Source organism: Streptomyces sp. NRRL F-5755 (genome assembly GCF_001279365.1).
In the GTDB taxonomy this organism is placed as follows: Bacteria; Actinomycetota; Actinomycetes; order Streptomycetales; family Streptomycetaceae; genus Streptomyces; species Streptomyces rimosus.
Map to the genome: position 1 here is coordinate 34,061 of NZ_LGCW01000321.1, position 23,326 is coordinate 57,386.

At 73.3% G+C, this 23,326-nt stretch carries 25 protein-coding genes; 11 read left to right on the forward strand and 14 right to left on the reverse strand.

The features are described 5' to 3' along the window. The first annotated feature begins 9 nt into the window (after positions 1-9). From ADK86_RS38945 to ADK86_RS38955, 3 genes are all read left to right on the forward strand, one after another. Positions 10-840 (forward strand): aldo/keto reductase, encoded by an 831-nt coding sequence (locus ADK86_RS38945; protein WP_053700890.1) that lies wholly within the window; start codon positions 10-12, stop codon positions 838-840. Positions 841-1,110: 270 nt separating this feature from the next. Next, positions 1,111-1,434: an SH3 domain-containing protein gene (locus tag ADK86_RS38950; protein ID WP_053700891.1), complete on the forward strand. Its 324-nt coding sequence runs from the start codon at positions 1,111-1,113 to the stop codon at positions 1,432-1,434. Positions 1,435-1,753: 319 nt separating this feature from the next. Beyond that, positions 1,754-2,041: a hypothetical protein gene (locus tag ADK86_RS38955; protein ID WP_078882265.1), complete on the forward strand. Its 288-nt coding sequence runs from the start codon at positions 1,754-1,756 to the stop codon at positions 2,039-2,041. Between the two features lie 177 nt (positions 2,042-2,218). On the opposite strand, the gene ADK86_RS43595 is transcribed toward ADK86_RS38955, so the two are convergent. From ADK86_RS43595 to ADK86_RS38965, 3 genes are all read right to left on the reverse strand, one after another. Next, entirely contained in the window at positions 2,219-2,356 is a 138-nt protein-coding gene (locus tag ADK86_RS43595; protein WP_159394066.1) for a hypothetical protein, read from the reverse strand. Between the two features lie 109 nt (positions 2,357-2,465). Beyond that, on the reverse strand, positions 2,466-3,011 hold the full coding sequence (locus ADK86_RS45360; protein ID WP_267888837.1) for an SDR family oxidoreductase: 546 nt from the start codon (positions 3,009-3,011) through the stop codon (positions 2,466-2,468). A gap of 105 nt (positions 3,012-3,116) precedes the next feature. Then, on the reverse strand, positions 3,117-4,073 hold the full coding sequence (locus ADK86_RS38965) for a class I SAM-dependent methyltransferase (protein ID WP_078952558.1): 957 nt from the start codon (positions 4,071-4,073) through the stop codon (positions 3,117-3,119). Between the two features lie 105 nt (positions 4,074-4,178). Between ADK86_RS38965 and ADK86_RS38970 the strand changes: the two genes are divergently transcribed. Next, a complete protein-coding gene (locus ADK86_RS38970) occupies positions 4,179-5,240 on the forward strand; it encodes a DUF1266 domain-containing protein (RefSeq protein WP_234346327.1) in 1,062 nt (353 codons plus the stop codon). 30 nt (positions 5,241-5,270) lie between these two features. Here the strand turns inward: ADK86_RS38970 and ADK86_RS38975 are convergent, their stop codons facing one another. From ADK86_RS38975 to ADK86_RS38985, 3 genes are read right to left on the reverse strand one after another with little or no spacing between them, the layout of a single operon-like run. Next, the gene (locus tag ADK86_RS38975) at positions 5,271-5,669 is read right to left on the reverse strand and encodes a hypothetical protein (protein ID WP_063789189.1); all 399 of its coding nucleotides are present in this window, start codon (positions 5,667-5,669) and stop codon (positions 5,271-5,273) included. Continuing rightward, complete coding sequence (locus ADK86_RS38980; protein ID WP_053700892.1) at positions 5,666-6,292, reverse strand: hypothetical protein; 627 nt, start codon at positions 6,290-6,292, stop codon at positions 5,666-5,668. Before ADK86_RS38980 ends, ADK86_RS38975 begins: the two co-directional genes overlap by 4 nt. Further along, a complete protein-coding gene (locus ADK86_RS38985) occupies positions 6,283-6,831 on the reverse strand; it encodes an RNA polymerase sigma factor (RefSeq protein ID WP_053700893.1) in 549 nt (182 codons plus the stop codon). Before ADK86_RS38985 ends, ADK86_RS38980 begins: the two co-directional genes overlap by 10 nt. A 294-nt stretch (positions 6,832-7,125) precedes the next feature. On the opposite strand from ADK86_RS38985, the gene ADK86_RS38990 reads away from it, so the two are divergent. Continuing rightward, on the forward strand, positions 7,126-8,085 hold the full coding sequence (locus tag ADK86_RS38990) for a YihY/virulence factor BrkB family protein (RefSeq protein ID WP_053700894.1): 960 nt from the start codon (positions 7,126-7,128) through the stop codon (positions 8,083-8,085). Between the two features lie 42 nt (positions 8,086-8,127). Here ADK86_RS38990 and ADK86_RS38995 read toward each other — a convergent pair whose 3' ends face one another. Beyond that, complete coding sequence (locus ADK86_RS38995) at positions 8,128-8,439, reverse strand: 4a-hydroxytetrahydrobiopterin dehydratase (RefSeq protein WP_030597232.1); 312 nt, start codon at positions 8,437-8,439, stop codon at positions 8,128-8,130. 272 nt (positions 8,440-8,711) lie between these two features. Here ADK86_RS38995 and ADK86_RS39000 point away from each other — a divergent pair, with 272 nt between their 5' ends. Next, positions 8,712-10,499, forward strand: coding sequence for a hydroxysqualene dehydroxylase (locus ADK86_RS39000; protein ID WP_053700895.1), 1,788 nt, complete (start codon positions 8,712-8,714; stop codon positions 10,497-10,499). A 9-nt stretch (positions 10,500-10,508) separates the two neighbouring features. Here the strand turns inward: ADK86_RS39000 and ADK86_RS39005 are convergent, their stop codons facing one another. After that, a complete protein-coding gene (locus ADK86_RS39005) occupies positions 10,509-11,768 on the reverse strand; it encodes an RNA polymerase sigma factor (RefSeq protein WP_053700915.1) in 1,260 nt (419 codons plus the stop codon). A 72-nt stretch (positions 11,769-11,840) separates the two neighbouring features. Then, on the reverse strand, positions 11,841-12,200 hold the full coding sequence (locus ADK86_RS39010) for a YciI family protein (RefSeq protein WP_053700896.1): 360 nt from the start codon (positions 12,198-12,200) through the stop codon (positions 11,841-11,843). A 181-nt stretch (positions 12,201-12,381) separates the two neighbouring features. On the opposite strand from ADK86_RS39010, the gene ADK86_RS39015 reads away from it, so the two are divergent. Continuing rightward, the gene (locus ADK86_RS39015; protein WP_053700897.1) at positions 12,382-13,203 is read left to right on the forward strand and encodes a helix-turn-helix transcriptional regulator; all 822 of its coding nucleotides are present in this window, start codon (positions 12,382-12,384) and stop codon (positions 13,201-13,203) included. A 19-nt stretch (positions 13,204-13,222) separates the two neighbouring features. On the opposite strand, the gene ADK86_RS39020 is transcribed toward ADK86_RS39015, so the two are convergent. Beyond that, positions 13,223-13,615 (reverse strand): nuclear transport factor 2 family protein, encoded by a 393-nt coding sequence (locus ADK86_RS39020; RefSeq protein WP_053700898.1) that lies wholly within the window; start codon positions 13,613-13,615, stop codon positions 13,223-13,225. A gap of 261 nt (positions 13,616-13,876) precedes the next feature. Between ADK86_RS39020 and ADK86_RS39025 the strand changes: the two genes are divergently transcribed. After that, the gene (locus tag ADK86_RS39025; protein WP_053700899.1) at positions 13,877-14,638 is read left to right on the forward strand and encodes a class I SAM-dependent methyltransferase; all 762 of its coding nucleotides are present in this window, start codon (positions 13,877-13,879) and stop codon (positions 14,636-14,638) included. A 3-nt stretch (positions 14,639-14,641) separates the two neighbouring features. Here the strand turns inward: ADK86_RS39025 and ADK86_RS39030 are convergent, their stop codons facing one another. Beyond that, positions 14,642-16,285 carry an FAD-dependent monooxygenase gene (locus tag ADK86_RS39030; protein WP_234346333.1) on the reverse strand — a complete coding sequence of 548 codons (1,644 nt, stop codon included), beginning with the start codon at positions 16,283-16,285 and terminating at the stop codon, positions 14,642-14,644. A gap of 92 nt (positions 16,286-16,377) precedes the next feature. Between ADK86_RS39030 and ADK86_RS39035 the strand changes: the two genes are divergently transcribed. The 3 genes from ADK86_RS39035 (at position 16,378) to ADK86_RS39045 (ending at position 18,470) form a co-directional block, all read left to right on the forward strand. After that, positions 16,378-16,821, forward strand: coding sequence for a MerR family transcriptional regulator (locus ADK86_RS39035; RefSeq protein WP_053700900.1), 444 nt, complete (start codon positions 16,378-16,380; stop codon positions 16,819-16,821). Positions 16,822-16,884: 63 nt separating this feature from the next. After that, the gene (locus tag ADK86_RS39040) at positions 16,885-17,466 is read left to right on the forward strand and encodes a TetR/AcrR family transcriptional regulator (RefSeq protein ID WP_053700901.1); all 582 of its coding nucleotides are present in this window, start codon (positions 16,885-16,887) and stop codon (positions 17,464-17,466) included. Between the two features lie 215 nt (positions 17,467-17,681). Further along, positions 17,682-18,470, forward strand: coding sequence for an SDR family NAD(P)-dependent oxidoreductase (locus ADK86_RS39045; RefSeq protein ID WP_420718913.1), 789 nt, complete (start codon positions 17,682-17,684; stop codon positions 18,468-18,470). On the opposite strand, the gene ADK86_RS39050 is transcribed toward ADK86_RS39045, so the two are convergent. From ADK86_RS39050 to ADK86_RS39060, 3 genes are all read right to left on the reverse strand, one after another. After that, entirely contained in the window at positions 18,398-19,801 is a 1,404-nt protein-coding gene (locus ADK86_RS39050; RefSeq protein WP_033022317.1) for an amino acid permease, read from the reverse strand. The genes ADK86_RS39045 and ADK86_RS39050 overlap by 73 nt on opposite strands. Before the next feature lie 86 nt (positions 19,802-19,887). Continuing rightward, positions 19,888-22,008, reverse strand: a complete 2,121-nt coding sequence (locus ADK86_RS39055) for a phage holin family protein (protein WP_053700902.1) — start codon at positions 22,006-22,008, stop codon at positions 19,888-19,890. Between the two features lie 154 nt (positions 22,009-22,162). Then, the gene (locus ADK86_RS39060; protein WP_053700903.1) at positions 22,163-23,317 is read right to left on the reverse strand and encodes an LLM class flavin-dependent oxidoreductase; all 1,155 of its coding nucleotides are present in this window, start codon (positions 23,315-23,317) and stop codon (positions 22,163-22,165) included. Between the last annotated feature and the right edge of the window lie 9 nt (positions 23,318-23,326).

Here is a 23,326-nt window from a genome sequence, read left to right on the forward strand (position 1 = left end):
GAATCTCTCGTGAGCAAGGTCCCCCACATCACCCTCAACAACGGCGTCGCCATGCCGCAGCTCGGCTACGGCGTCTGGCAGGTGCCGGACGACGAGGCTTTCACGGCCGTCGGCAGCGCCCTGGAAGCCGGGTACCGCAGCATCGACACCGCCGCGATCTACGGCAACGAGGAGGGCACGGGGAAGGCGCTCGCCGCCTCCGGCATCGCGCGTGACGAGCTCTTCGTGACGACGAAGCTGTGGAACGACGCCCAGGGCTACGACTCCACGCTGCGCGCCTTCGACGAGTCCCTGAAGAAGCTCGGGCTGGAGTACGTCGACCTGTACCTGATCCACTGGCCGCTGCCCGCCCAGGGCACGTTCGTGGACACCTACCGGGCGTTCGAGAAGATCTACGAGGAGGGCCGCGCCAAGGCGATCGGCGTCTCCAACTTCCAGCCCGCCCACCTGGAGCGCCTGCTGGGCGAGACCTCGGTCGTGCCCGCGGTCAACCAGATCGAGCTGCACCCGCGGCTCCAGCAGGCCGAGGCCCGCGCCTTCCACGCCCGGCACGGCATCGCGACCGAAGCCTGGTCGCCGCTGGGCCAGGGCAAGGACCTCCTGACGGACGCGACCGTCACCCGGCTCGCCGAGAAGCACGGGCGCACCCCCGCGCAGATCGTGCTCCGCTGGCACCTCCAGCTCGGCAACGTCGTCATCCCGAAGTCCGTGACCCCGTCCCGGATCAAGGAGAACATCGACGTCTTCGGCTTCGAGCTGGACGACGCCGACATGGCGGCGATCGCGGCCCTCGACTCGGGTACGCGGCTGGGTCCGGACCCGGACTCGTACAACGGCTGAGACCGCGGTTCCGCGATCTCGGCGTACGGCTCGGCCGTACGCACCTCTTTCCGGCGCCGCCGGCCCGCTCCCGGGCCGGCGGCGCCGTCGCGTAGGCATCACCTTCTCCTCACCGCACCCCAGCTGAAGCGCGGTTTCCCGGTTTCCCGCGCTGCCCAGGGGGTTGGGAAACCCCTTGGCCGCGGCGCTGAACAGGGCGAATGTCCTGAGTGCCGGGTCCGGGCAGCCAGCGGCCCCGGCACCGGAAGAACCACAACGGAGGAGAACCACATGTTCCGCATCCCTCGCGCCGCCGCCGCACTCGCGGCCACCGCGGCCGTGTTCACGCTCGCCGGCAGCACGGTGGCCACCGCCGCCGGCACCTCGGCCCCCGCCCGGCAGACCGCCTCGCCCGCAGTCCAGGACATCGTCTGCACCGTCAACGACAACGGCGTCAACTACCGCGGCGGGCCGGGCACCAACTACCCGGTCCTGGGCCAGGTGAACAGGGGCCAGAAGATGAACGCGAAGGGCCGCGAGGGCTCCTGGGTCATGGGTGACCTCTGGGGCGGCCGGACCGGCGTGTGGATCCACGTCGCCTACCTGAACTGCTGAAACCCGGCTCGCCGGCCCGGCCACGCCCGCGCCACGGCCCGGCGAGCCGAACACACGGCGGGGTGGTGGAGGGTCTTCCCGGCCCGGGAGGGCCACCACCCCGCCCGGCACCGGCCGGCCGCCGCGGCCACGACCGCACACCGCACGCGAGCACGCCGACGGGGGCGCGCGGCGTCGGCACACGTGGTCGACCGGGGGACGGCGCCCGGCCGGCGCCGGTATCGGGCCCGCCCGCTCCCAGGGCGGTCCCGATACCGGCGCGGCTCACGTCTTTGTGGCGTTGCGTGGGGTTCTGGCCAGGACGGCGTAATATCAGCCAGTGGCTATCGAACTCACAGACGATTTGATCAAGCTGGAAGAAGCTGCCGTCGCGGAGCACGCGAAGGTCCGGGCCATGCAGGCCGAGTACGGCCGCCCCGCCGACGGCGACGGCTGGACCGACGACCAGCACACGGCCTGGCAACAGCAGTGGGACGCCTGGCGCACGGCTTCGGAAGCCGTCCAGGCCGCGATCAGCGCACACGCCGAGGCCGCCGGCGAGAGCAGGTACGAGGTCGAGAAGGCGCTGAAGGGGAAGGTGCGGCATCCGGAGCCCGAGGAGGGCTAGGGCGTTTCTGATGGATCTCCGTGGGGGGACGGAGCGGCGTTCGGTGCGTGCGCTCGGCGTGCGGTGTGAAGGGTCATGTGGCGGAGCCACCTGTCCCTTTGCGCCGTGCGGCGAGGGTGCGTGCCGGGCGTCGCGAGGTCAGAAGCGCCCTAGGACGTCCGGCGAATCGGTTCCGCGTCACAGCCCGCGCAGCGCCTCGTGGAAGTCGTCGTAAACCGACCAGCAGTCGATACTGCCGTCGTCGTTCAGACCGCCCATGTACCAGTCCGGGGCATGGGCGAGCTGAACGAGACACAGACCGTGGAATCTCAGCACGGTCGCGGGGTGCGGAAGTTCGGAAGATGCCGGAGGGACGCACCACCTCACGGTCCGGGCGGGGCGTATCGGCACGGCCTCGTGATCCCCGGACGACCGAGCCCCGCCCTCACCGCAACGCATACCCCCCGTCCGGATACAGCGTCGAGCCCGTCATATAGCCGTTGGTGAAGAGGAAGAGGACTGTTTCGGCTACTTCGGGTTCGGTGCCGAGGCGGTTGAGGAGGGCGGCTTCGCGGTAGTGGGTGGCGGCCTGTTCGCGGATGTCGGCGGGGCGGCCGGACCAGAGGTTGCCGTCGATCATGCCGGGCGAGACGACATTGACGCGGATGGGCGCGAGTTCGACGGCCAGGCCGCGCCCCAGGCCCTCGATCGCCGCATTGCAGGCGACGTAGGCGGGCGCCGGACCGGCCGGGCGGACGCTCGCGGCGCCGGACATCAGGACCACGGAGCCGTCCTGGGAGAGCCGGGGCGCGGCGTGGCGGACGGCACGGTGCGTTCGGCGAGCGGGGCGTGCGGGGGCGGGGTGGCGCTCATGCTGTACGGGTCCCTTCGGCAAGGCGGTCGTCCCGCTCGGGGCGGGCGATCGCCCGGTCGTCGCGGCATGAAGATCAAGTCGTGGCTTGAAGATCAATCGGAGGCGGGCACCGGTCATTCCCCGGACGGCGCGCCCCGCCCCGTACGGGACCCGCGGCCCCGCACGGCACCCCCGGCCCCGCACGCCGCCCGCCCACGCCGCCCGCCCCGCACGCCGCCCCGCCTACGCCGCCCGCGCCGTGTGGAACGTCTGGGCGGAGAGCCAGAAGAGGTCAGGGCGCCGGGCGGCGCCGAGCGGGTCGTCCGGGTCGAGGAGGCGGGCGAGGGTGGCGCGGTCGTCCTCGTCCAGGAACTCGGCGAAGACCTCGGTGGCGCGGTCCAGTTGCCGGGTGATGTGCCGGCGCCGGGCCGCGTCGAGCGGGGCGGGCACGTCCAGCAGGAAGCTGCGGCTGCGCGGGGACACCAGGCCCGCGCCGGTCAGCAGGGCGGGCCAGTCCTCCACGACGCCGCGGGAGCCGGGCAGCGCCGCGCGCATCCGGGCGAACCAGTCCTCGCGCACCGCCTCCAGACGGGCTTCGAAGCCGGGGCGGCCGAAGCCGAAGTCGCGGGGCAGCATGCGGGACGACAGGCCGCCCTCGGACGCGACGAGCAGGCCGCCCGGACGCAGCCGGCCGGCCAGGGCGGCCACCGCGGCGGCCTGGTCGCCGACGTGGTGCAGGGCCTTGCTGGACCAGATGAGGTCGGCGTCGCCGAGGCCGTCGAGGCCGTCGGGCAGTTCACCGACGTGGGTACGGAAGCGGTCGCCGAGGCCGAGGCGGGCGGCGCGGTCCCGGGCGCGTTCGAGGAGCGCCTCGGTCGGGTCCACCGCCACGACTTCGGCCTGCGGGAAGGCGCGGGCGAGCAGACAGCTGGTGACACCGGGGCCGCTGCCGACGTCGAGTACCCGGCGTACCGCGTCGGGGCCCGGCCCGGACGGCTCGGTCAGCAGGTCGCGCAGCCAGGCCGTGGCCTGGTCGAGCATCGGCGTCTGGAATTCCGCCTCGCCTTCGAGGTGGGCGGCGAGCGCTTCCCAGTCGACGGTGGTGTGGTCGTGGTGAGGGTGGTGGTCGGCCGGGCCGGGCTGCGGGCCGTGGTCGTGGCCGGGTGCCGGGATGGTGGTGCCGTGGCTGTGGTCGGTCATGGACCGAGGGTCGGGCAGGCCGCACCGGAGGGCAACCTTTGTTGCCGGTCCGGCAAGACACCCCGCGTCCGGCCCGGTGAGCCGGCCACCGTAAGGTCTTGGGCCGTGGGAACTCCAGGATGGATACCGCCGACCGAAACGGAACGGCGGCTGTGTGAGGCGGGCGCGCGGGGCGACTGGGAAGGCCAGATCGCGGCGGTGGCAGGCGAGGACCTGTATTTGGTGGTGCCCCAGCAGGGCCAGGAGCCGCTGCCGGTCTACGAGGACCCGGCCGTGGGCGGCACCTGCATCCCGGTGACGACCCGCGGCATGCTGCCGCCCTGGCACCCGCAGCAGTTCTTCGACCGGGTGACGCTCGAAGAGCTGGCGATGGACTGGCCGAACGACAAGTGGAAGCTGGCGGTCAACCCGGGCACGCCGTGCGCCGCGTACCTGCCGGCCACCGCCGCGCACCGCGCCGCCTGGACGCGGATCAGGGCCCAGTGCGGCATACGGCCCGGCGGGCTGCTCAGCACCCACTTCGGCGGGCCGTTGCACGGCCCGCTCGCCCAGGGGCTCGCCTGCGGCGCGCCGGTCGCGGTGCACCACAGCGTGCCGTGGAACGAGCTGGGCACCGCCTTCCTCGACTACTCGGCCGACGCCGGGCTGCTGCGCGAGCAGTGGTCGGTGGTCGATCCGCCGTCCTGGCAGCAGCGCCTCGGCCAGCTGCTCGACGCGCAGTTCGTGCCTGCCGGGACGGAGGCCGCGCTGCGGGCCCGGAGCGGCGGGGAGAAGGAAGAGGAGAAGGCGGAGGCGGGTTCCGGTGAGGTGCCGGAGCTGGTGGAGAAGTACGAGGAGCGGTTCCGCGCGGACGGGGTGCTGCCCGCCGGCGGGCGGGTGAAGTCGCTCGTCGCCCTGGACTACGCGCACGCCGTCGCCCTCGTCCGCTGGGGCCTGGGCGCCCGCCTCTGCGCCCCGCCGGAGGCCGAGCAGGCGGTGCTGCGCGCCGGGGAGCTGGCGCGGGCGGCGTACGGCTCGTGGCAGGAGTTCTCGGCCGGGTACGCGCTGGGCCGGGCGCTGGCCTTCGACAACGGCTGGTTCGGCGCGGCGTATCAGGAGGCCGTGCACATTCACCGTGTCCTCACCCAGGACCCGGCCTCGCCGTGGGTGGGCCTGCCGCTGGCCTGAGGGGTCGTACGCGGGCGATCGCACCGCCCGTCAGGTGATGTCCGTGACCGTCACCGTCACGGTGACCGTCGGCGCGCCGCCGCCCTCCTCCCCTGACGCGTGCCCCAGCGCCTCCCGCACCGCCGCCACGACGCGCGGCCGGACCGCGCGGGTCACGTCCAGGGCGCGGTGGCCGCGCCGGACCGCCAGGTGGACACGGAGTCGCCACTCGCCGGGGCCGGGCCCGTGCTCGGCACGTACGCCCGCGACGCGGCCGTTCCGTACCACCGAAGGGGCCGCCGCGGAGCCCGTGCGCGACGCTCGCCCGGTCACCGTCCCCCGCAGCAGTTCGCCGAACCCGGGCCGGAGGAAGGCGACGCCGGGCGTGTCCTTGGCGGCCCCGGCCGCGGCCCGCAGGACCGCCCCGCGCAGTTCCGCGTCACCGTTCATGAGGTGCTCCTCTCCCCGGTGCCCGGGCCGCCGCCGGTGTCGCTCTCCATGAGGTCGATCACCTTGACGTCGATGTGCTCGACGGCCAGGCCGACGCCGTCCCGCGCCGCCGCGCGGACCCGTTCGCGTACCCGGTCGGCGAGGGCGGGCAGCGGCCAGGCGTACCCGGCGACCAGTTCCAGCGCCACCTTCATGGGCCCCCGCGGTGCGAGCAGGGTGACACGGCAACTGCCCGCCTGTACGTCCGGCAGCGTCTCGGCCGCGGCGCGGAAGACCTTGGCCGCCGCGGCTTCGGTGATCCACGCGTCGTCCTCGGGCTCGCCCAGCGGCAGCGTCCGCCCCGGGCGGAGTTCGGTTCTGACCAGGTCCATCACCCGGGCCGTGAAGCGTTCGGCGTCCTGGTCGTCCGTTTCGCGCCCGGCCTCTCCGGCGGCCTGCCGGGCCTCGCGTACGTAGCTGTCCAGCACGCCGAGTCCGGCCAGGGCCTGCTGGCAGTACGGGCACTCCTCGGCATGCGGGCCGGTGCCCGCGTCCTCGCCCGCGTCGCCGTCCCGGTCCGCCCACACGGACGACAGCGTGCGGCCGCACGGCAGGGTCGGGTCGTCGTGCTCGCCTAGCGCCATGCGCCCATCGCCTCCGTCAGATAGCGGCGTGCTCGAAAGACCCTGCCACGGACCGCCTGGTGGCTGATGCCCACCACGTCGGCGATCTCCTCGTACGGCAGGCCGTGCAGTTCGCGCAGCACCCAGCAGGCGCGCTGCTCCGGGGTGAGCCCGTCCATGGCCCGCGTCAGCGCCTCGACGGCGGCGGTCGACTCGGCCGCCCGCACCGGTGACGACGCGTGCTCGGGCGCGGTCGGCTCCGGGACCGAGCCGAGGTCCTGGGTGAGGGGTCTGCGGGTCCGCAGCAGATTCAGGCAGCGGTTGGTGACGATGCGGTACATCCAGGTCGCGAAGGCGGCGTCGCCGCGGAATTCCGGGATTCTGCGCCAGGCGCTCACGAAGGCGTCCTGTACGGCGTCCTCCGCGTCGGTGCGGCTGCCGAGCAGCCGGGTGGCCAGGCGCAGGAGCTGAGCGCTGTGCCGGCGTACGAGCACCTCGAAGGCCCCCTCGTCCCCCTCCCCGGCGCGTACGGCCAGCAGGGCATCGCTGGGTTCGGGCACTCACCGGCTCCTTCCTCGCTGTGGCCGTGCGCACGGGGCCGCTCCGCCGCCCGGCCCCGGCCGCGCCGCCACGCCTACGTCATAGCCCCGTGCGCCCCGTTGGACACCTGCCGACGCCGAACGTCACGCGGACACCGGCACCCGCCGCGCGCGTCCGCCCGGCACCGCTCCTAGGCCGCTCCACCGCGCACCGCGCGTTCTGGTGCCCCGTACACGCTTGTACGCTGCGCAAACGGGCAGACGGACCAGGCCGGGCGAGCAGCCCGGCTGTATCGGGGAGAGGACGGACACACGATGAGCGGGAGCGGTAACGGCCGCGGGCCGCAGCGGGCGCTGCTGACCACCGGAGCCGGCCGTCCGCGCGCGCGGAGCGCGGCGCTGCCGAGCTGGCCCCGGATCCGGACCGCGGCCCGCCGTACCCCGGTCTCGATCTGGAACGACGATGTGTCCGACTGGGCGGCCAGCCTGACGTACTACTCGGTGCTGGCCCTGCTGCCCTCCGTGATCGTCACCATCTCGCTGATCGGCATCGCCGCTCCGGAGGCCACCGAGGAGCTGATCAACCACGTCAGTTCGCTCGCCCCTGCCGGGTCCGGCGCGACCGTCCGCCGGGCGCTGGTGACCATGGCCCACCAGCGGACCGCCGCGTGGATGCTGGTGGGCGGCGGGACCGTCAGCGCCCTGTGGTCGTCGTGCAGCTACCTGGCGGTGTTCCGGCGGGCCCTGCACGCCATGTACCGGGTGCGCGACGACCGGCCGCCGTGGCACAAGGCGCCGCGCATCCTGGCGACGGCGCTGCTGCTGATGGCGCTGCTGATCAGCAGCGCGGTGGCCCTCGTGGTCAGCGGCCCGCTGGCGCACACGGCCGCGCGGGGGCTGGGCCTGGGCGAAGGCAGCGGGGCGGTATGGGACCTGTTGCAGTGGCCGCTGCTGTTGCTGCTGGCGGTCGTGCTGGTGATGGTGCTCTTCCGTACGGGCCCCTCCCGCACGCGCGGGCGGCGGGCGGTGCCCGGCGGGGTGGTCGCGGTGCTGCTGTGGCTGGTGTCCTCGGCGGGGTTCACGTTCTACGCGTCGTACGTGGGCACCTTCAACCGCCTCTACGGGTCGCTCGCCGGGCCCGTGGTCTTCCTGATATGGCTGTGGTTCTCCCACCTGTCCCTGCTGAGCGGCGCCCAGTTCAACGCCGAGCTGGCCCGTATGGAGAACGCGGACAGCGCCCCGGGGGGCGGAACCGGCAAGGCCGCGGACGGCTGAGCGCACCCGCCCGCTGCCGTACGGACGGCCGGGTGCGCCCGCTCAGCTCGCCCCGTGGCCGGTGGCGATCTCCTCGACCCGCCGCGCCAGTGTGAAGTCGAGTCCGGTGATCGCGTTGCCGGCGCTGTGGGTGTTCACGGCGAGGGTGAGGGTGTTGTAGCCGAGGGTCAGTGCGGAGTGGTGGCCCAGCTCCTCCTGGATCTGGGCGACGTGCACCACCATCGCGGCGGCCGGCAGGTGCCGTTCGAAGCTGTAGGTACGGGTCAGCCTGCCGTCCGCCACCGACCAGCCGGGCAGTTCCGCGAGGCGGTCCTCGATCTCCTTGTCCGTCAGCGGGTCCACCGATGCGTCCATCTCGCTCCGCCTCTCCGTTCACCGCGTACGTCCCGGGCGCACCGTCCGCATCACCGGGCCGTCCGCGTCGTGTTGATGGCATTGATTGCAGCAGTTCCAGCGTGGCACGCCGAGGACGCTTTCGCGCCAATGTGCGCACGGCCACGCGGCGGGCTTCCGGGACACGGGGGCCGCTCGTATGCTCCTGCGCCTGACGAGTCGGCCGTTACGCGGCGTAGTGGGGAGTGACCGTGGGCAGCGTGAACCGTATGGAGCATCAGTGCACAGACGGTATGGGGAGTCCGCGGCGAGTGTTCCTCGGCCGGGCTGCCGCGGTGGGCGGCGCGCTCGCCCTCGGGGCCGGGGGGACGGCTGTCGCCGCGCCCGCGCCGGGCGGGGCCCGTCGCCGCAGAGCGGGCCGGACCGTGGCCGTGCTCGGCGGCGGTGTGGCCGGGCTGACGGCCGCCCATGAACTGGCCGAACGCGGCTTCCAGGTCACCGTCTACGAGCGCAAGCCGGGCGGGCTGGGCGGCAAGGCCCGCAGCATGGACGTACCGGGCAGCGGGCGCGGGGGGCGCAAGCCGCTGCCCGGCGAGCACGGTTTCCGTTTCATTCCGGGCATCTACCACAACCTGCCGGACACCCTGCGCCGCATCCCGTTCCCCGGCAACGCCAACGGCTGCCACGACAACCTCGTCGCCTCCACCGAGGTGATGTTCGCCCGTACCGGCGGCCGGGAGGACATCCGCCTCCCGTTCTCCATGATCGGAACTCCCCCGCCCGTCCTGACCCCCGACGCGTTCCTGCGCATGCTGACCGGGCTGCTGCAGACCGCCACGCACCTGCCCGCCCACGAGATCGCGTACTTCGCCAACCGGCTGCTGGTGTTCCTGACCAGCTGCGACCGGCGCCGGCTGGAGGTGTGGGAGCACACGCCGTGGTGGCGGTTCGTACGGGCCGCGTCGATGTCGCCGGACTATCAGCGGCTGCTGGCCGTCGGCCTGACCCGCAACATCGTCGCGACCAAGGCGGAGATCGCGTCCACCCGGACCGTGGCGACCTGCGCCGAGGCGTTCGTCTTCAACATGCTGGGCCGGGGCGCCGACGGGCAGCCCGACCGGGTGCTGAACCTGCCCACCAACGAAGCGTGGATCGACCCGTGGGTGGCGCATCTGCGGTCGCTGGGCGTGGCGTTCCGCGTCGGGTGGTCCGTACGGGATCTGCGGCTCGCGGGCGGCCGGATCGCGGAGGCGGTCGTCACCGACCCGCAGGGCGCACGGCAGTCGGTCGTCGCCGACCACTTCGTGCAGGCGATGCCGGTCGAGCACGCCCGCGGGACCTGGAACGCGGCCGTCCGGGCCGCCGATCCCCAGCTGGCGCGCTGCGACAAGCTGGCGACCGACTGGATGACGGGCATCCAGTTCTATCTGACCGAGCCGACACCCATCATCCACGGGCACATCAACCACATCGACTCGCCGTGGTCGCTGACCTCGGTCGGGCAGGCGCAGTACTGGAAGAGCCGCGATTTTCCGGCCGACTACGGGGACGGGACGGTCGCCGACTGCCTGTCCGTGGACATCTCGGAGTGGGACAAGCCGGGCATCCTGTACGGGAAGACAGCCAAGCAGTGCACCCGCGAGGAGATCGCGCGGGAAGTCTGGGCGCAGATGAAGGGCGGCCTCAACGACACCGGTGAGCATGTGCTGCTCGACGCGAAGCTGCACTCCTGGTTCCTGGACCCGGCCGTCGGCGGACTCGGCACCCCGCACCCCACCAACGACGAGCAGCTGCTCATTCACCCCACCGGCACCTGGTTCAACCGGCCCGCGTCCCGTACGGCGATCCCCAACCTCTTCCTCGCCGGTGACTACGTGGCCGTCGACATCGACCTGGCGACCATGGAGGGCGCCAACGCGTCCGCCCGCCAGGCCGTGAACGCGCTGCTGGACGCGTCCGGTTCGGGCGCCGGGCGGTGCACGGTCACGCCTCTGTACCGCGCCCCGGAGTTCGCGGCGCTGAAACGGCACGACGAGACGCGCTACCGGCTCGGGCTGCGCAACGCGTTCGACCTGGGGTGAGGGCCCGTGTCATGACCCCGGCCGGGAGCCGGCGCGGGCCGCCTTCCCCAGGAGCAGTTCCCGCTCGCGTACGTTGTGTGCCAGGGCCGCCGCCCGCTCGAACTCCTCGCGCGCCTCGGCGGCCCGCCCCAGGCGGTCCAGCAGCTCGCCGCGGACGCTCGGCAGCAAGTGGTAGCTCTTCAGGGCGGGTTCGCCGGTGAGCGCGTCCACCAGCTTCAGGGCGGCGGCGGGGCCTTCGGACATCGAGACGGCGACCGCCCGGTTCAGCTCCACCACCGGGGAGGGGCACAGGGCCAGCAGCTGGTCGTAGAGGGCGGCGATGGCGGCCCAGTCGGTGTCCTCGTAGCGGGTGGCCATGGCGTGGCACGCGGCGATCGCCGCCTGGAGGGAGTACGGGCCGCGGCCCGCGCGGTGCAGGGCGTCCACGCCGCGGCGGATGAGCATGCGGTTCCACTTGGCGCGGTTCTGGTCGGCGAGCAGCACCGGCTCGCCGTCCGGTCCCGTACGGGCGGGGATGCGTGACGCCTGGAACTCCAGCAGCGCGGCCAGGCCGTGCACTTCGGGCTCGCCGGGCATCAGGTTCGCCAGGACGCGGGCCAGGCGCAGCGCGTCCTCGCACAGGGCCGGGCGCACCAGGTCGTCGCCGGCCGTCGCGGAGTAACCCTCGTTGAAGACGAGGTAGATGACCTCCAGGACGGAGGAGAGGCGGTCCGCCCGGTCGCTGCCGTACGGGACCTCGAAGGGGACCCGGGCCTTGGCGAGCGCCCGTTTGGCGCGGACGATCCGCTGCGCAACGGTCGCCTCCGGCACCAGGAAGGCGCGGGCGATCTCCGAGGTGGTCAGCCCGCCCAGCAGCCGCAGGGTGAGTGCGATACGGGCGGGTGCGGCCAGCACGGGGTGGCAGGCCGTGAAGATCAGCCGCAGCAGGTCGTCGTCGATGTCCTCCGGGTCCGCCGGTTCGGGCGGTGGCGGTGCGTCCTCCAACCTCCGCCCGACCTCGGCAAGTTTGCGCGCGTAGGTCTCCTTGCGGCGTACGAGGTCGATGGCGCGGTGCTTGGCGGTGGCCATGAGCCAGGCGCCCGGATTGTCCGGCACGCCTGACTCCGGCCACCGCTCCAGCGCGGCGACCAGGGCGTCCTGCGCGATCTCCTCGGCGATGCCCACGTCCCGCACGATGCGGGTGACACCGGCGATGATCCGCGCGGACTCGATCCTGAACACCGTCTCGACCGCGTCTGCCGTGCCTGCCGTCGTATGTCCTGCCGTCACGGCCACCCATCAGAGCAGCCGGACGCAGGAGCGGCAAGCGCGACCGGCACGGCGGTTCCCGGCGGGGCCGGGTCAGCAGCCCTCGACGATCTCCCGGACCTCGGCGGTGACGGTCCAGTGGTCCTCGTGGACCTGCAGGAAGCGGCGGGCCCACTCCAGCGCCTCGGCCTTGTCCTTGGCCTGGACGATGGAGTAACCGCCGACGACCTCCTTGGTCTCGGTGAACGGCCCGTCGGTCGAGCTGAGCTTCCCGCCGGACCAGGTGACCCGGGTGCCCTCGGAGGTGGCGGCCAGCCCGGCGGTGTCCAGCATGACCCCGGCCTTGGTGATCTCTTCCAGCAGCTCGCCCATACGCTTCTGGAGTTCGGGGCTCGGGCCGCCCTCGGGGGCGTTCTGCTCGTCGATGCGGATCAGCGTCAGGAAGCGCGGCATGGTGACTCCTCGGTCGTACGGCGGGCTTACCCCGCCTCTCACCTGTGCGTCGATCGGGCGACCGCCGGATCGACAGGTCCGCCGGATTTTCTTCGGAGATTTTTCCGGCGGCGCCGCGCCGGGTCCCGGCGACACCGCACCTTATCCGTACAGGCGTACGGAATCGGCTACCGTTCGGCCCATGACGACTGCTGCGGTCTCTCCGAAGACGGCGTCCGGGACGGCCGGGGTGGGCGCGCTGCTGCGCGAGTGGCGGCTGCGGCGCCGGGTCAGCCAGCTCGATCTGGCCCTGCGCGCCGACTCCTCCGCCCGGCACATCAGCTTCATCGAGACCGGCCGCTCCCGGCCCAGCCGGGAGATGGTGCTGCGCCTGGCCGAGCACCTGGACGTACCCGTACGGGACCGCAACGTCCTGCTGATCGCGGCCGGTTACGCACCCGGCTTCCCCGAGACACCGCTGAACGACCCGTCGATGGACGCGCTGCGCGGCGGGGTGGAACGGCTGCTGGCCGTCTACGAGCCGTTCCCGGCGCTGGTCGTGGACGGTACGTACCACGTCGTCGCCGCGAACCGGGGCATCCAGGCACTGATGGCGGGCGTCGGCGCCGAGCTGCTGGAGCCGCCGCTGAACGCCATGCGCATCACCCTGCACCCGGCCGGTCTCGCTCCCCGCATCCGCAACTTCCTGGAGTGGCGGGAGCATCTGCTCACGCAGATGCAGCGGCAGTTGGCGGTGGTGCGCTCGGCGCCGCTGCGTGCGCTGTTCGAGGAGGTGAGCGGCTATCCGCTGCCCGCGGGCGGCCGGGAGACCGCAGCGGACGGCGGCCACGCGCCGTATGCGCTGCCGATGGTGATCGAACACGACGGCCGGGTGCTGTCGTTCATCTCCACCATCGCCACCTTCAACACCCCGATGGACGTGACCGTCTCCGAACTCGCCCTGGAGACCTTCCTTCCGGCGGACCAGGAGACGGCCGGCCATCTGCGGACGTGGCTGCCGTAGCGGCCACGCCGGTGCCGGTTCAGGAGGCGGGTACGCGGTCCAGGAAGCCGGATACGCAGCGGATGCGGCCGTCCGCGGCGAGCGTCGCGACATCGGACCCGGCGACCGGGGCCGAGCCGTCCGGCGCCACCAGCTCCCAGCCGAACCGGACCAGGTCGTGGTGCCCGTCCGGCTCGCCCAGCGGCCGGAACACGAAGCCGGGGAACTGCGCGTGGGTCGCGGCGATCACGGCGGCGAGCTGCTCGTGCCCGGCGACGTCGGAGAACGGGTCGGTGTACGTGGCGTCTTCGGTGAATGCCGCGGCGACGGCCCCGGCCGCATTGTCGCCGCTCGCGTTCCAGGCCGCGAAGTAGCGCGTGACCGCGTCCGCGTAGCGCTCCGTGCCGGTCTGCCGCGTCTCCGTCTGTGCCATGGCCGACTCCTCTAATTTCGTCAGTGGTACGGGTCCGCGGTGCGTCGCGGGCCCGCGTTCGGGCCGGTCGGCGGGCCGGAGTGCGCCGGCCCGCCGACCGATGCCCCAAAGATGCCGGGGCGCGGGGAAGGGTGCGATTACGTGCGGGGTAATGGGGGACGCCGGGCGGCCGACCGGATATTCGCCGGCGGTGGCGATCACCCGCGGCCTACGCTGCGCCCGTCGCGCGGCGGCCGGTATCGAGAGACGAGGAAGCGGTTGTTGGAGCAGCAGCACACGGATCCGGCGGACTTCTACACCGGTATCGTCGCGGAGTCCTACGCCCCGTTGAAGACCTTCTCCTACGATGCGGAGATCTACGCGGCCTTCGTGCGCGAGGCGGGCGGCCCGGCGCTGGAACTGGGCTGCGGAGACGGTGACCCGCTGCTCGCCCTGCGCCGCGACGGTCTGGACGTCGAAGGCGTCGACTCCTCCGCGGACATGCTGGAGCGCTGCCGTCGCCGGGCCGACGCGGCGGGCGTCTCCGTCACCGTCCACCACCAGCGGATGGAAGCGCTCAGCCTGCCGCGCCGGTTCCGGGCGGTGTTCCTGGCCGGGCCGACCTTCAACCTGCTGCCGGACGACGCGACCGCGGCCGCCGCGCTCCACGGCATCCGCCGCCACCTGACCGACGGCGGTTCCGCGCTGGTTCCGTTGCACGTCCCCTCCCCCACCCCCGCCGAGCGGGTGGGCCGGGTCCGCACGGCCGTCGCCGACGACGGCGCCGAGCTGCGCTTCTCCGTCGTCTCCGAGGAGCGCGACGAGACCGCGCGGACGCAGACCGCCGTGCTGCGCTACGAGCGGCACGGCGCCGGTGAGTCCACGGTCGTGGAGCGTCCGTGGCTGCTGCACTGGTATCCCCGCTCGGTGTTCGAGGAGCTGGCCGCGGCGGCCGGGCTGGCCACGGTGTCGGTCACGGACGCGGATGGCCGGGCCGCCGCGGACGACGCGATGGACATGTTCTTCCGGCTGCGGGCCGCGTGAGCGTCACCGGCCGAGCAGCGTCGCCAGCGTCCGCTTGACGGTGGTGCCCGGATCGGCCGCGGGGCCGTCCGCGCGCCAGGCCACGAAGTGGTCGGGGCGGACGAGTACGGCGCCTTCGGGGGCGAGTCCCGGCAGGGTGCCGGCCGGGACCCGGTGTGCGGTCAGGGTGATGCCGAAGGCGGCGGCCGCCTCCGTGGCGGCGGGGAGCCAGGCGGCGCCCTGCGGACCGGCGATCAGGGCCCAGTCCGCGCCGACGAGGTCGTGGGTGGAGGTGCGGCCGTCCTTGGCGTGCTCCAGGTGCTCCAGCGTGCGGTGCGGGAGCCGGTGGCCCGGGTGTACGTGGTCGGAGAGGGTGTCCGGGGTGGGATCGGGGGCACTGTCGGGCGGGACGACGGCCCCGGACGGGTACGCATAGCGCATCATCGCCCGTACGTAGTCCCGCGCCGTCCGCGCGTACAGCTCGTTCGGGTCGGCGCCGCCGAGGGTCCGGTACCCCTGGTGCATGCCGCGGGAGAGGGCGAGGGAGGCCCGTACCGCGGCGCGGCGCTCCGGCTCGTACGTGTCCAGCAGCCGTTCCCCGGCCTGTCCGCGCAGGACCGCGGCGAGTTTCCAGGCGAGGTTGTGGCCGTCCTGGATGCCGGTGTTCATCCCGAGGCCGCCGGCCGAACTCTGTACGTGCGCGGAGTCCCCGGCGAGGAAGACCCGGCCGTTCCGGAAGGACGGGGCCGCGCCGACGGCCGCCTCCCAGGCGTTCACCGCCACCAGGTCGATGGGCAGGTCCGGGTCGCCGATGGCGGTCCGCAGCAGGGCCAGGGCGCGGTCCGTAGGCAGGGGCGCGATGCCATCCGTGTCGTCGGGGCGGTCCGGGTAGTCCATGAGGTGCGAGACCCACTGGTCGCGGCCGTTCATGGAGAAGACCGTCGCGTAGATGCCCGCGGTGCGTATGAAGCACATGAGGTCGCGCCGGCCGTCCGCCCCGGCCGGGAGGCCGGCGCGGTAGAAGGCGGTGTGCAGCCGGGCGACCACCTCGCGGTCGGGCATGGTGATGCCGAGCAGGCGCCGTACGGTGCTGTGCGCGCCGTCGGCGCCGATCACATAGTCCGCGGCGATGTCGTGCTCCTCGCCGCTGCCGCTGTCGGCGAGCCGCACCCGTACGCCGTCCGCGCCCTGTTCGAGGCCGGTCACGCCGAGGCCGGACCGCGCGTCACCGCCGCGCCGCAGCAGTTCGTCCAGCGCCAGCCGCTGCACCTGGAGATGGTTGAGCACCAGCCGGCAGTCGACCGGGCTGCAGGCCCGCAGCCAGCGGACATACGGCTCGGGCGGCGCCACCCGCTGCCGTACGGTGCCCAGCGCGCTGTCCTTGAACACCGCCTGGAAGGGCTCGGCCCCGTACCAGCCCGTCCGCTCGACGGCGTCCCCGAGGCCCGCCGACCGGAGCAGTTCCAGCGTGCGGATGCTGCTCATCGCCCTGGGCGGGCCGGTGAGCGGGTCCCGCTTGTCGACGACGAGCGCGGGCACGCCCCACCGTGCCAGGAACATCGCGGTGACCAGACCGACCGGGCCGCCCCCGGCCACCAGCACCGGCACCCTGCGGGGGAGCGGCCGCCCCGCCGTCGGCCGCTCCGTCTTCGTTTCCCGTATGCGCACAGCACACCGTCCTTTTCCCCCGGCCCGGTCCGCCGCCGGGCCCGATCCGCCCAGCCTGGACGCTCAAGTCGGCTTGAGCGCAAGATGGTTCCGTGCTGCCCGGCGACGAGGACGACCAGCTGTATCCGATCAGCGAAGTGGCCCGCTGCTTCGGCCTGTCGGTGGCCACGCTGCGGTACTACGACGAGCTGGGGCTGCTGCCGCCCGCCGGACGCCGCGGGAACGTACGGCACTACGGCCGGCGCGAACTGCGGCGGCTCGCGCTGATCCAGCACCTGCACCACGGCGGCATGCTGAGCCTCGCGGACACCGCCGCCGCGCTCGGCGAGCGCGGCCCGGACGGGGTGCTGCGCCCGCCGGGGCGGGCGGTGCTGACCGGCACCATCCAGCAGCTCGAAGAGCGCATGGCGGACCTCCAGGCCGCCCAGCAGCGCCTCGCGCACCTGCTGACCTGCCCGAAGAACGATCCGGTACGGGAGTGCACCCACCTGCGCGAGGAACTGGACCGGAATGTGACGGAGGCGCTGGGGCGGTGACGGGATGTCATGATTCCCCTGCTGATTATTGACCGGTCGGTCTCGAAAGCCTAGGGTTCCCTCATGGCACGGACCAAGGCATTCGATCCGGACGCCGCCCTCCAGGCAGCCCTCGAACTGTTCTGGCGGCGCGGCTACGAAGCGACGTCGATGACCGACCTCGTCGACCACCTCGGCATCGCCCGCGCCAGCATCTACGCGACCTTCGGCAGCAAGCACGACCTCTACCTCAAAGCCCTGGAGCGCTACAGCCGGCTCTCGGACCCGGGACTCATCGAGGAACTGTCACAGCCGGGGCCCGCACTGCCCGCCATACGGGCGCTGGTGCACCGGTTCGCGGAGGAGGCCGCCTGCGACGACCTGGGGCGCGGCTGCTTCGTGACGAACACGGCCGCGGAACTGGCCGCGCACGACCGGCACGCCGCCCGGCAGGTCGAGGCGAGCTGGACCGTACTGGAAACGGCGCTGACCTCGGCGCTGACGCGGGCACGGGCCCAGGGCGAGCTGCCCGCCGGCCGCGACCCGCGGGCACTGGCCCGGATGCTGCTCGTCCTGATGCAGGGGCTGCGCCTGATGGGCAAGTCGGGACAGGAACCGGGGCGGCTCCGCGACGCGGCGGAACAGGCGCTGGCGCTGCTGGACTGAGGGCGCGGGCGGGTTGGCCGGGGGTGGGACTCCGGGGCCTTCTCCGCATGCCTCCGCGCGCCTCCGCATGCCTCGATTCGAGACTGATCGTTCTCGATAGAAGGTGTCCGCGAGCACAACACGCACCACGAGCACGGCACGCACCACGAGCACGATCACCGCACGAACACGACCACCACATCACCACGAGCACGACCGGAGAAGGGACCACCCCCATGACCACCCCCATGACCACCACCCCCACCCCCGCACGCTTCGCCGGAAAGTCGGTCCTGGTCACCGGCGGCGGCACCGGTATCGGCCGGGCGGTCGCCCTCGCGTTCGCGGGCGAGGGCGCGAGCGTCGTGGTCGCCGGGCGTACCGAGGAGACGCTGAAGGAGACGGTCGCCCTGGTGGAGGCCGCGGGCGGCCGGGCGGCGGCCGTCACCGCCGACGTGACCCGGGGCGCCGACGTGGCCGCGCTGGTCGAGGAGACCGTGCGCCGCTTCGGCGGGCTGCACGTGGCGGTCAACAACGTCGGGGTGTTCGTGCCCCCGGCACCCACCGCCGACATCCCCGAGGAGGACTGGCGGCGCGCCCTGGACACCAATCTCACCGGCACGTTCCTGTCGATGAAGCACGAGATCGCCCATATGCGGGCGCACGGCGGCGGCGCGATCGTGAACATCGCGTCCAACCTGGGCGCCTCGCTGCGCCGCCCCGGGATCAGCGCCTACGTCGCGGCCAAGGCGGCGGTGAGCGCCCTGACCCGGAACGCCGCCCTCGACCACATCAAGGACGGCGTACGCATCAACGCGGTCTCGCCCGGCAAGGTCGACACTTCCATGTCGACGCTGCCGGGCGAGACCGCGGAGCAGAAGGCCGAGCGGATGCGGCGCGAGGTGCCCGTGGGGCGCTCGGCCGCGACCGCCGAGATCGCGGCGGCGGTGCTCTACCTGTCGTCCGACGAGGCGGCGTTCACCGTGGGCGCCGAGCTGGTGGTGGACGGCGGGGTCACCGCCTGATCCTCCCCGGCCGTCCGGCCGCGGACCGTGCGGCGGGCGGCCATCCAGGCGTACACGAGGATGCCGGCGAACAGGAACAGCACGCCCTGGTAGATGGCCGCGTATCCGGCGCCGGCGACCAGCCAGAAGGTGAAGCCGAAGGCGACCACGGCGAGCACCATGTCGCGGGCGAAGCGGGCCGGGCGGACCTGGTCGCGGCGTCCGGTGAGCAGGAAGTAGATCTGGGCGCCGGCGGCGAGCAGATACGGCACGGTCGCGGAGAACGTCGTGATCAGTACGAGGATCTCGAAGACGCCGCCCGCGCCGATCAGGTAGTTGATCACGGTCAGGGCGGTGGCCAGCACCGAGGCGGCCAGCACGCCGAAGGTCGGCACACCGCGCTGCTTCTTCAGGAAGGCGGCCGGGAACAGGCCGTCCTTGGCGGCGGCGTACGGCGACTGGGCGCTCATCAGCGTCCAGCCGTTCAGCGCGCCGACGATGGAGATGACCGCGGCGATCGCGATGACGGTGCCGCCCCACTGCCCGCCGAACATGGCGTTGACCGCGTCGGAGAACGGCGCCTTGGAGTCCACCAGCTTGTCGTGGGCGACCGTGCCGAAGACCGAGACCGTGCCGAGCAGGTAGACGACGGCGGCGCCGATGGTGCCGAGGACGGTGGCGCGGCCCACGTTGCGCTCCGGGTCGCGCACCTCGCCCGCGCTCATCGCCGCGGATTCCACGCCGACGTAGCTGTAGAGCAGGATGGCCGCCGCGGCCGACATGCCGCCGATCGCGCTGCCGCCGCCCTCGTGGAACGAGCCGAGCTTGTCCGGGTCGAAGAAGAACAGTCCGACGACCGCGATGAACAGCAGCGGGACGAACTTCAGGACCGTGGAGACCAGCTGGACGGCGCCCACATAACGCGTTCCGGCGAAGTTGGAGAGCGCCGGGAGCCAGAGCGCGACCAGCGCCACCAGCAGGTCGGTGCCCTTGGAGTCATGGCCGGGGAAGAGCACATGGACATAGCCGACGGCGGCGACCGCGAGGGCCGCGTTGCTGACCCAGGTCATGGTCCAGTACGACCAGGCCGACAGGAAGCCGGCGAAGTCGCCGAACGCCTCGCGGGCGTAGACATACGGGCCGCCGGTGTCCGGGTGGCGCTCGGCCAGCCGCCCGAAGACCAGGGCCAGTGCGATGGCGCCGACGGTCAGGACACCGAAGGCGACCAGGCTCACGGTGCCGAAGGGGGCCACTGATGCGGGCAGCAGGAAGATACCGCCGCCGATGATGTTGCCCATCACTAGGCAGGTTGCGGTCCCCAGACCGAAACGGCGGGTGTGCCGGTCGTGCATGGCAGGGTGGGCCTCTCGTCGTGCTGTGCGGGCCCGGAGTTGCCGGGCGACTGCATATGGTCTTCGACCTGCGACGTTGCACAAAATCAGCGGGTTTTGTCCCGCACGGTGCCGTCGGCGGGCGGAAATACTTCGGGCCGGGGGCCTTCCGGCCGCAGTTCGTCCGCCGGACCCCCGAGGGGTATCTGCGGCCCGTCCACCTCGTGCAGCCAGCGCCGCAGGACCGCGTGGACCTGCTCCGCCCCGGCCGGCTCCCGCCCGTCGGCGGCCGGCGGGGACAGTTCGGCGGGCCACAGCAGGAAGGGGCGGCTCTGCTCGCCGCCCAGGCCGCCGTGCGAGCCGATCTGCTCCTCGAAGGCGTGCACCGCGCCGGTCCGCGGGTCGCAGGCGGAGTTGACCATGATGTCGGCGGCGTGCGGGAAGCCGTCCGTGCGCCGCACGGCCTCCGCCGCGCCCGGGCCGAACCCGGCGAGGGGGTCGCGGCCCACGGTCCGGCCGGTGTCGAGGTGGTGTTCGGCGCCGTCCGGTCCGAGCACCACGGCGCCGTGCGCGGCGGAGCGCACGAGCAGGAAGCCGATGCCCGGGTGGTTGGCGAGGGTGGGCAGCAGCGCCGGGTGGCGGCGGTCGATCTCCTCGCGCGTCACCCGCCCGGGCAGGTCGGGGAAGGACACCAGGCCGAGATTCCCGGAGGCGAGCACGACGGGGTCAAAGGTGCCGCAGCCGTCCGTGCCCTCCGGGCGGTGCAGCGCGGCGCGGGCCGCCTCGCGCGCCTCCGCGCCGCTCGCGGACCGCCCGGCGCGCCGGGACACCGGCAGGCCGCAGCCCGCGCGCACCAGGTCCTCCAGGCCGAGTCCGTAGGTCTCCAGGAAGGTCGGTCCCGGGCTCTGGCCGTGGTCGGAGAGCAGCACGATCCGGTAGCGGCGGGGGGCGTACTGCGCGGCATCGGCGATCAGGCCGACGGCGCGGTCCAGGCGGCGCAGGACCTGGTGGGTGTCCCGGTGCCGGGGGCCGGAGTGGTGCGCGACCTCGTCGTACGCGACGAGGTCGGCGTAGACGGCCGTGCGGCCCGCGAGCAGGTCGCCGATCACGGCGGCGACCACGACGTCGCGCTCGACGACGGTCGCGAAGGCCCGGATGAAGGGGTAGAGGCCGCCGCGCTTCACCCGCGGGCGCTCCCCGCGGATGCGGGAGCGCAGGGACTGGCCCGCCTCCCGCACGATCTCGGCGGCGAAGGAGACGGCCGTGCGGGTCGCGTTGGCCGGGTCGGAGAAGTACGCGAAATAGCCGGCGCGGGAGCGGTTGTGCCGGCCGCGGCGGGCGGCCACCGACATCACGAGCGCGAGCTGGTCGGCGCCGCCGCTGAAGAGGTTGCCGCGGCCGGCGCCGTCGTAGCTCAGCAGCCCGGCGTCGCCGGTGCGGGCCACGGCGCGGCGCTGGAGCTCGGCCGCGCTGCTGGGCCGGTTGCTGACGATCAGCCGGCCGGTCTCCTTTTCGTACCACCGGAAGGCGGGCAGGTCGTGGTTGGTGCCGTGCAGGAGGGCGAGCTGGCTGGCGCCGGTCTGGCTGGACCAGTCCGTACGCCACGGGGTCAGCCGGTGGGTGCTGCGGAGCCAGCCCGCGACCGTGCCCATCAGGGGCCGCTCACCGTCCGTCGCCTCGCGCAGCACGTCGTGGCCCAGGCCGTCGAGCTGGAGGAAGACCGTGCCGGGCGCGACGGGGCCGACGTCGCCGGGGGCGCCGCGGCGGCGGCCGTGCCGGCGCCCGGCCAGCCGCACCAGGCGTCTTCGATACGCGTCGTCGTCGCGCACCGCGAGGAAGGTGGAGGTGGCGGAGGAGGTCGCGGACATCACGGCGGCGACGATCACCGCTGTCTCGGGCGCGGCCTGGCCGCCCTCGGGGATCAGGCCGAGGGCGACCAGCAGCAGGGAGCCGTTCAGGAAGAAGACCAGCAGCCCGAGGACGAGGGCCGGCACCAGCAGCAGGGCCCGGACGAGCAGCGGCCACACCAGGGCGCTGAGCAGGCCGAAGGCGCCGGCGCCGAGCGCGGCGGTGAGGAAGGTCCGGGTGATGCTCTCACCGCTCGCGGACTGGAGGCGGAAGTCGGGCAGCAGCGCGGCGAGCAGGAGCAGCGTCAGCGAGGACACCGCCCAGACCGCGGTCACCCGCAGCAGGGCGCCGCCCGCCGTCCGCCACCGGGGCCGTCGCATCCGCGCTCACCTCGCTCCCGCCGCCCGTCACGCTCGGACACCCGCACCGGGCATCACGCCTACAGCGTGTCACAGCCCACTGACAGTCCGGCCGGGCGGCGGGTCCGGCCGGGCGACAGGGCGGGGCGCCCTCGTCCTGCGGCTTCCGGCCCGGTCAGCCGCGCCCCGCGAACGGCACCTGCGCCTCGGCCGCCTGTGCCGGTTCCCCCTCCCCCGGCCACCGCCACAGCCCCGCCTCCGCCAGGCGCGGCAGCACGCCCTCCCCGAACCAGTACGCCTCCTCGACGTGCGGATGCCCGGAGAGGACGAATTCCTCGATGCCGAGCCGGTGGTACTCGGCGATCCGCTCGGCCACCTCGGCGTGGCTGCCGACCAGGGCGGTGCCCGCGCCGCCCCGTACCAGCCCGATGCCCGCCCAGAGGTTGGGCGCGACCTCCAGCCCGTCCGTGCTGCCGCCGTGCAGCGCCAGCATCCGCCGCTGCCCCTCGGACTCGCTGCGCGCCAGCCCCTTCTGTACGGCGCGCACCGTCTCCGGCGAGAAACCCGCCAGCAGGCGGCGTGCCTCGGCCCACGCGTCGTCGGCGGTGTCCCGGGTGATCACGTGCAGCCGGATGCCGAAGCGCACCGTGCGCCCGGCGTCGGCCGCCAGCTTCCGTATCCAGGTGATCTTCTCCGCCACCTGCCCGGGCGGCTCTCCCCAGGTCAGGTACACATCGCTGAAGCGGGCGGCGACCTCGCCCGCCGCCGCCGAGGACCCGCCGAAGTAGACCGGCGGTACGGGGTCGGGGACGCGGGCCAGCCGTGCCTGTTCGACGCGCAGGTGCTCCCCGTCGAAGTCGACCGTCCGCCCCTGCCACAGGTCCCGCACGATGCTCAGGAATTCGCCGGTACGGGCGTAGCGCGCGTCCTTGTCGAGGAAGTCGCCGTACGCGCGCTGCTCGTGGCTCTCGCCTCCGGTGACGACGTTCAGGAGCAGCCGCCCCGGAGCGTGCCGCTGGAAGGTGGCCGCCATCTGGGCGGCGAGGGTGGGCGCGATGACGCCGGGCCGGAAGGCGACCAGGAATTTCAGGCGCTCGGTCTCCCGGGCGAGCATCGCCGTGGTGAGCCAGGCGTCCTCGCACCAGGCGCCGGTCGGGGTCAGCGCGCCCTCGAAGCCGAGCTGTTCGGCGGCGCGGGTGATCTGGGTGAGGTAGCCGAGGGTGGCGGGGCGCTGGCCGCCCGCCGCGCCGGCGGGCAGGCCGTGGCCGCCGCCGACGACGTGCCGGCTGTCGCCGTAGGTCGGCAGGAACCAGTGGAAGGTGAGGCTCACGAGGTCTCC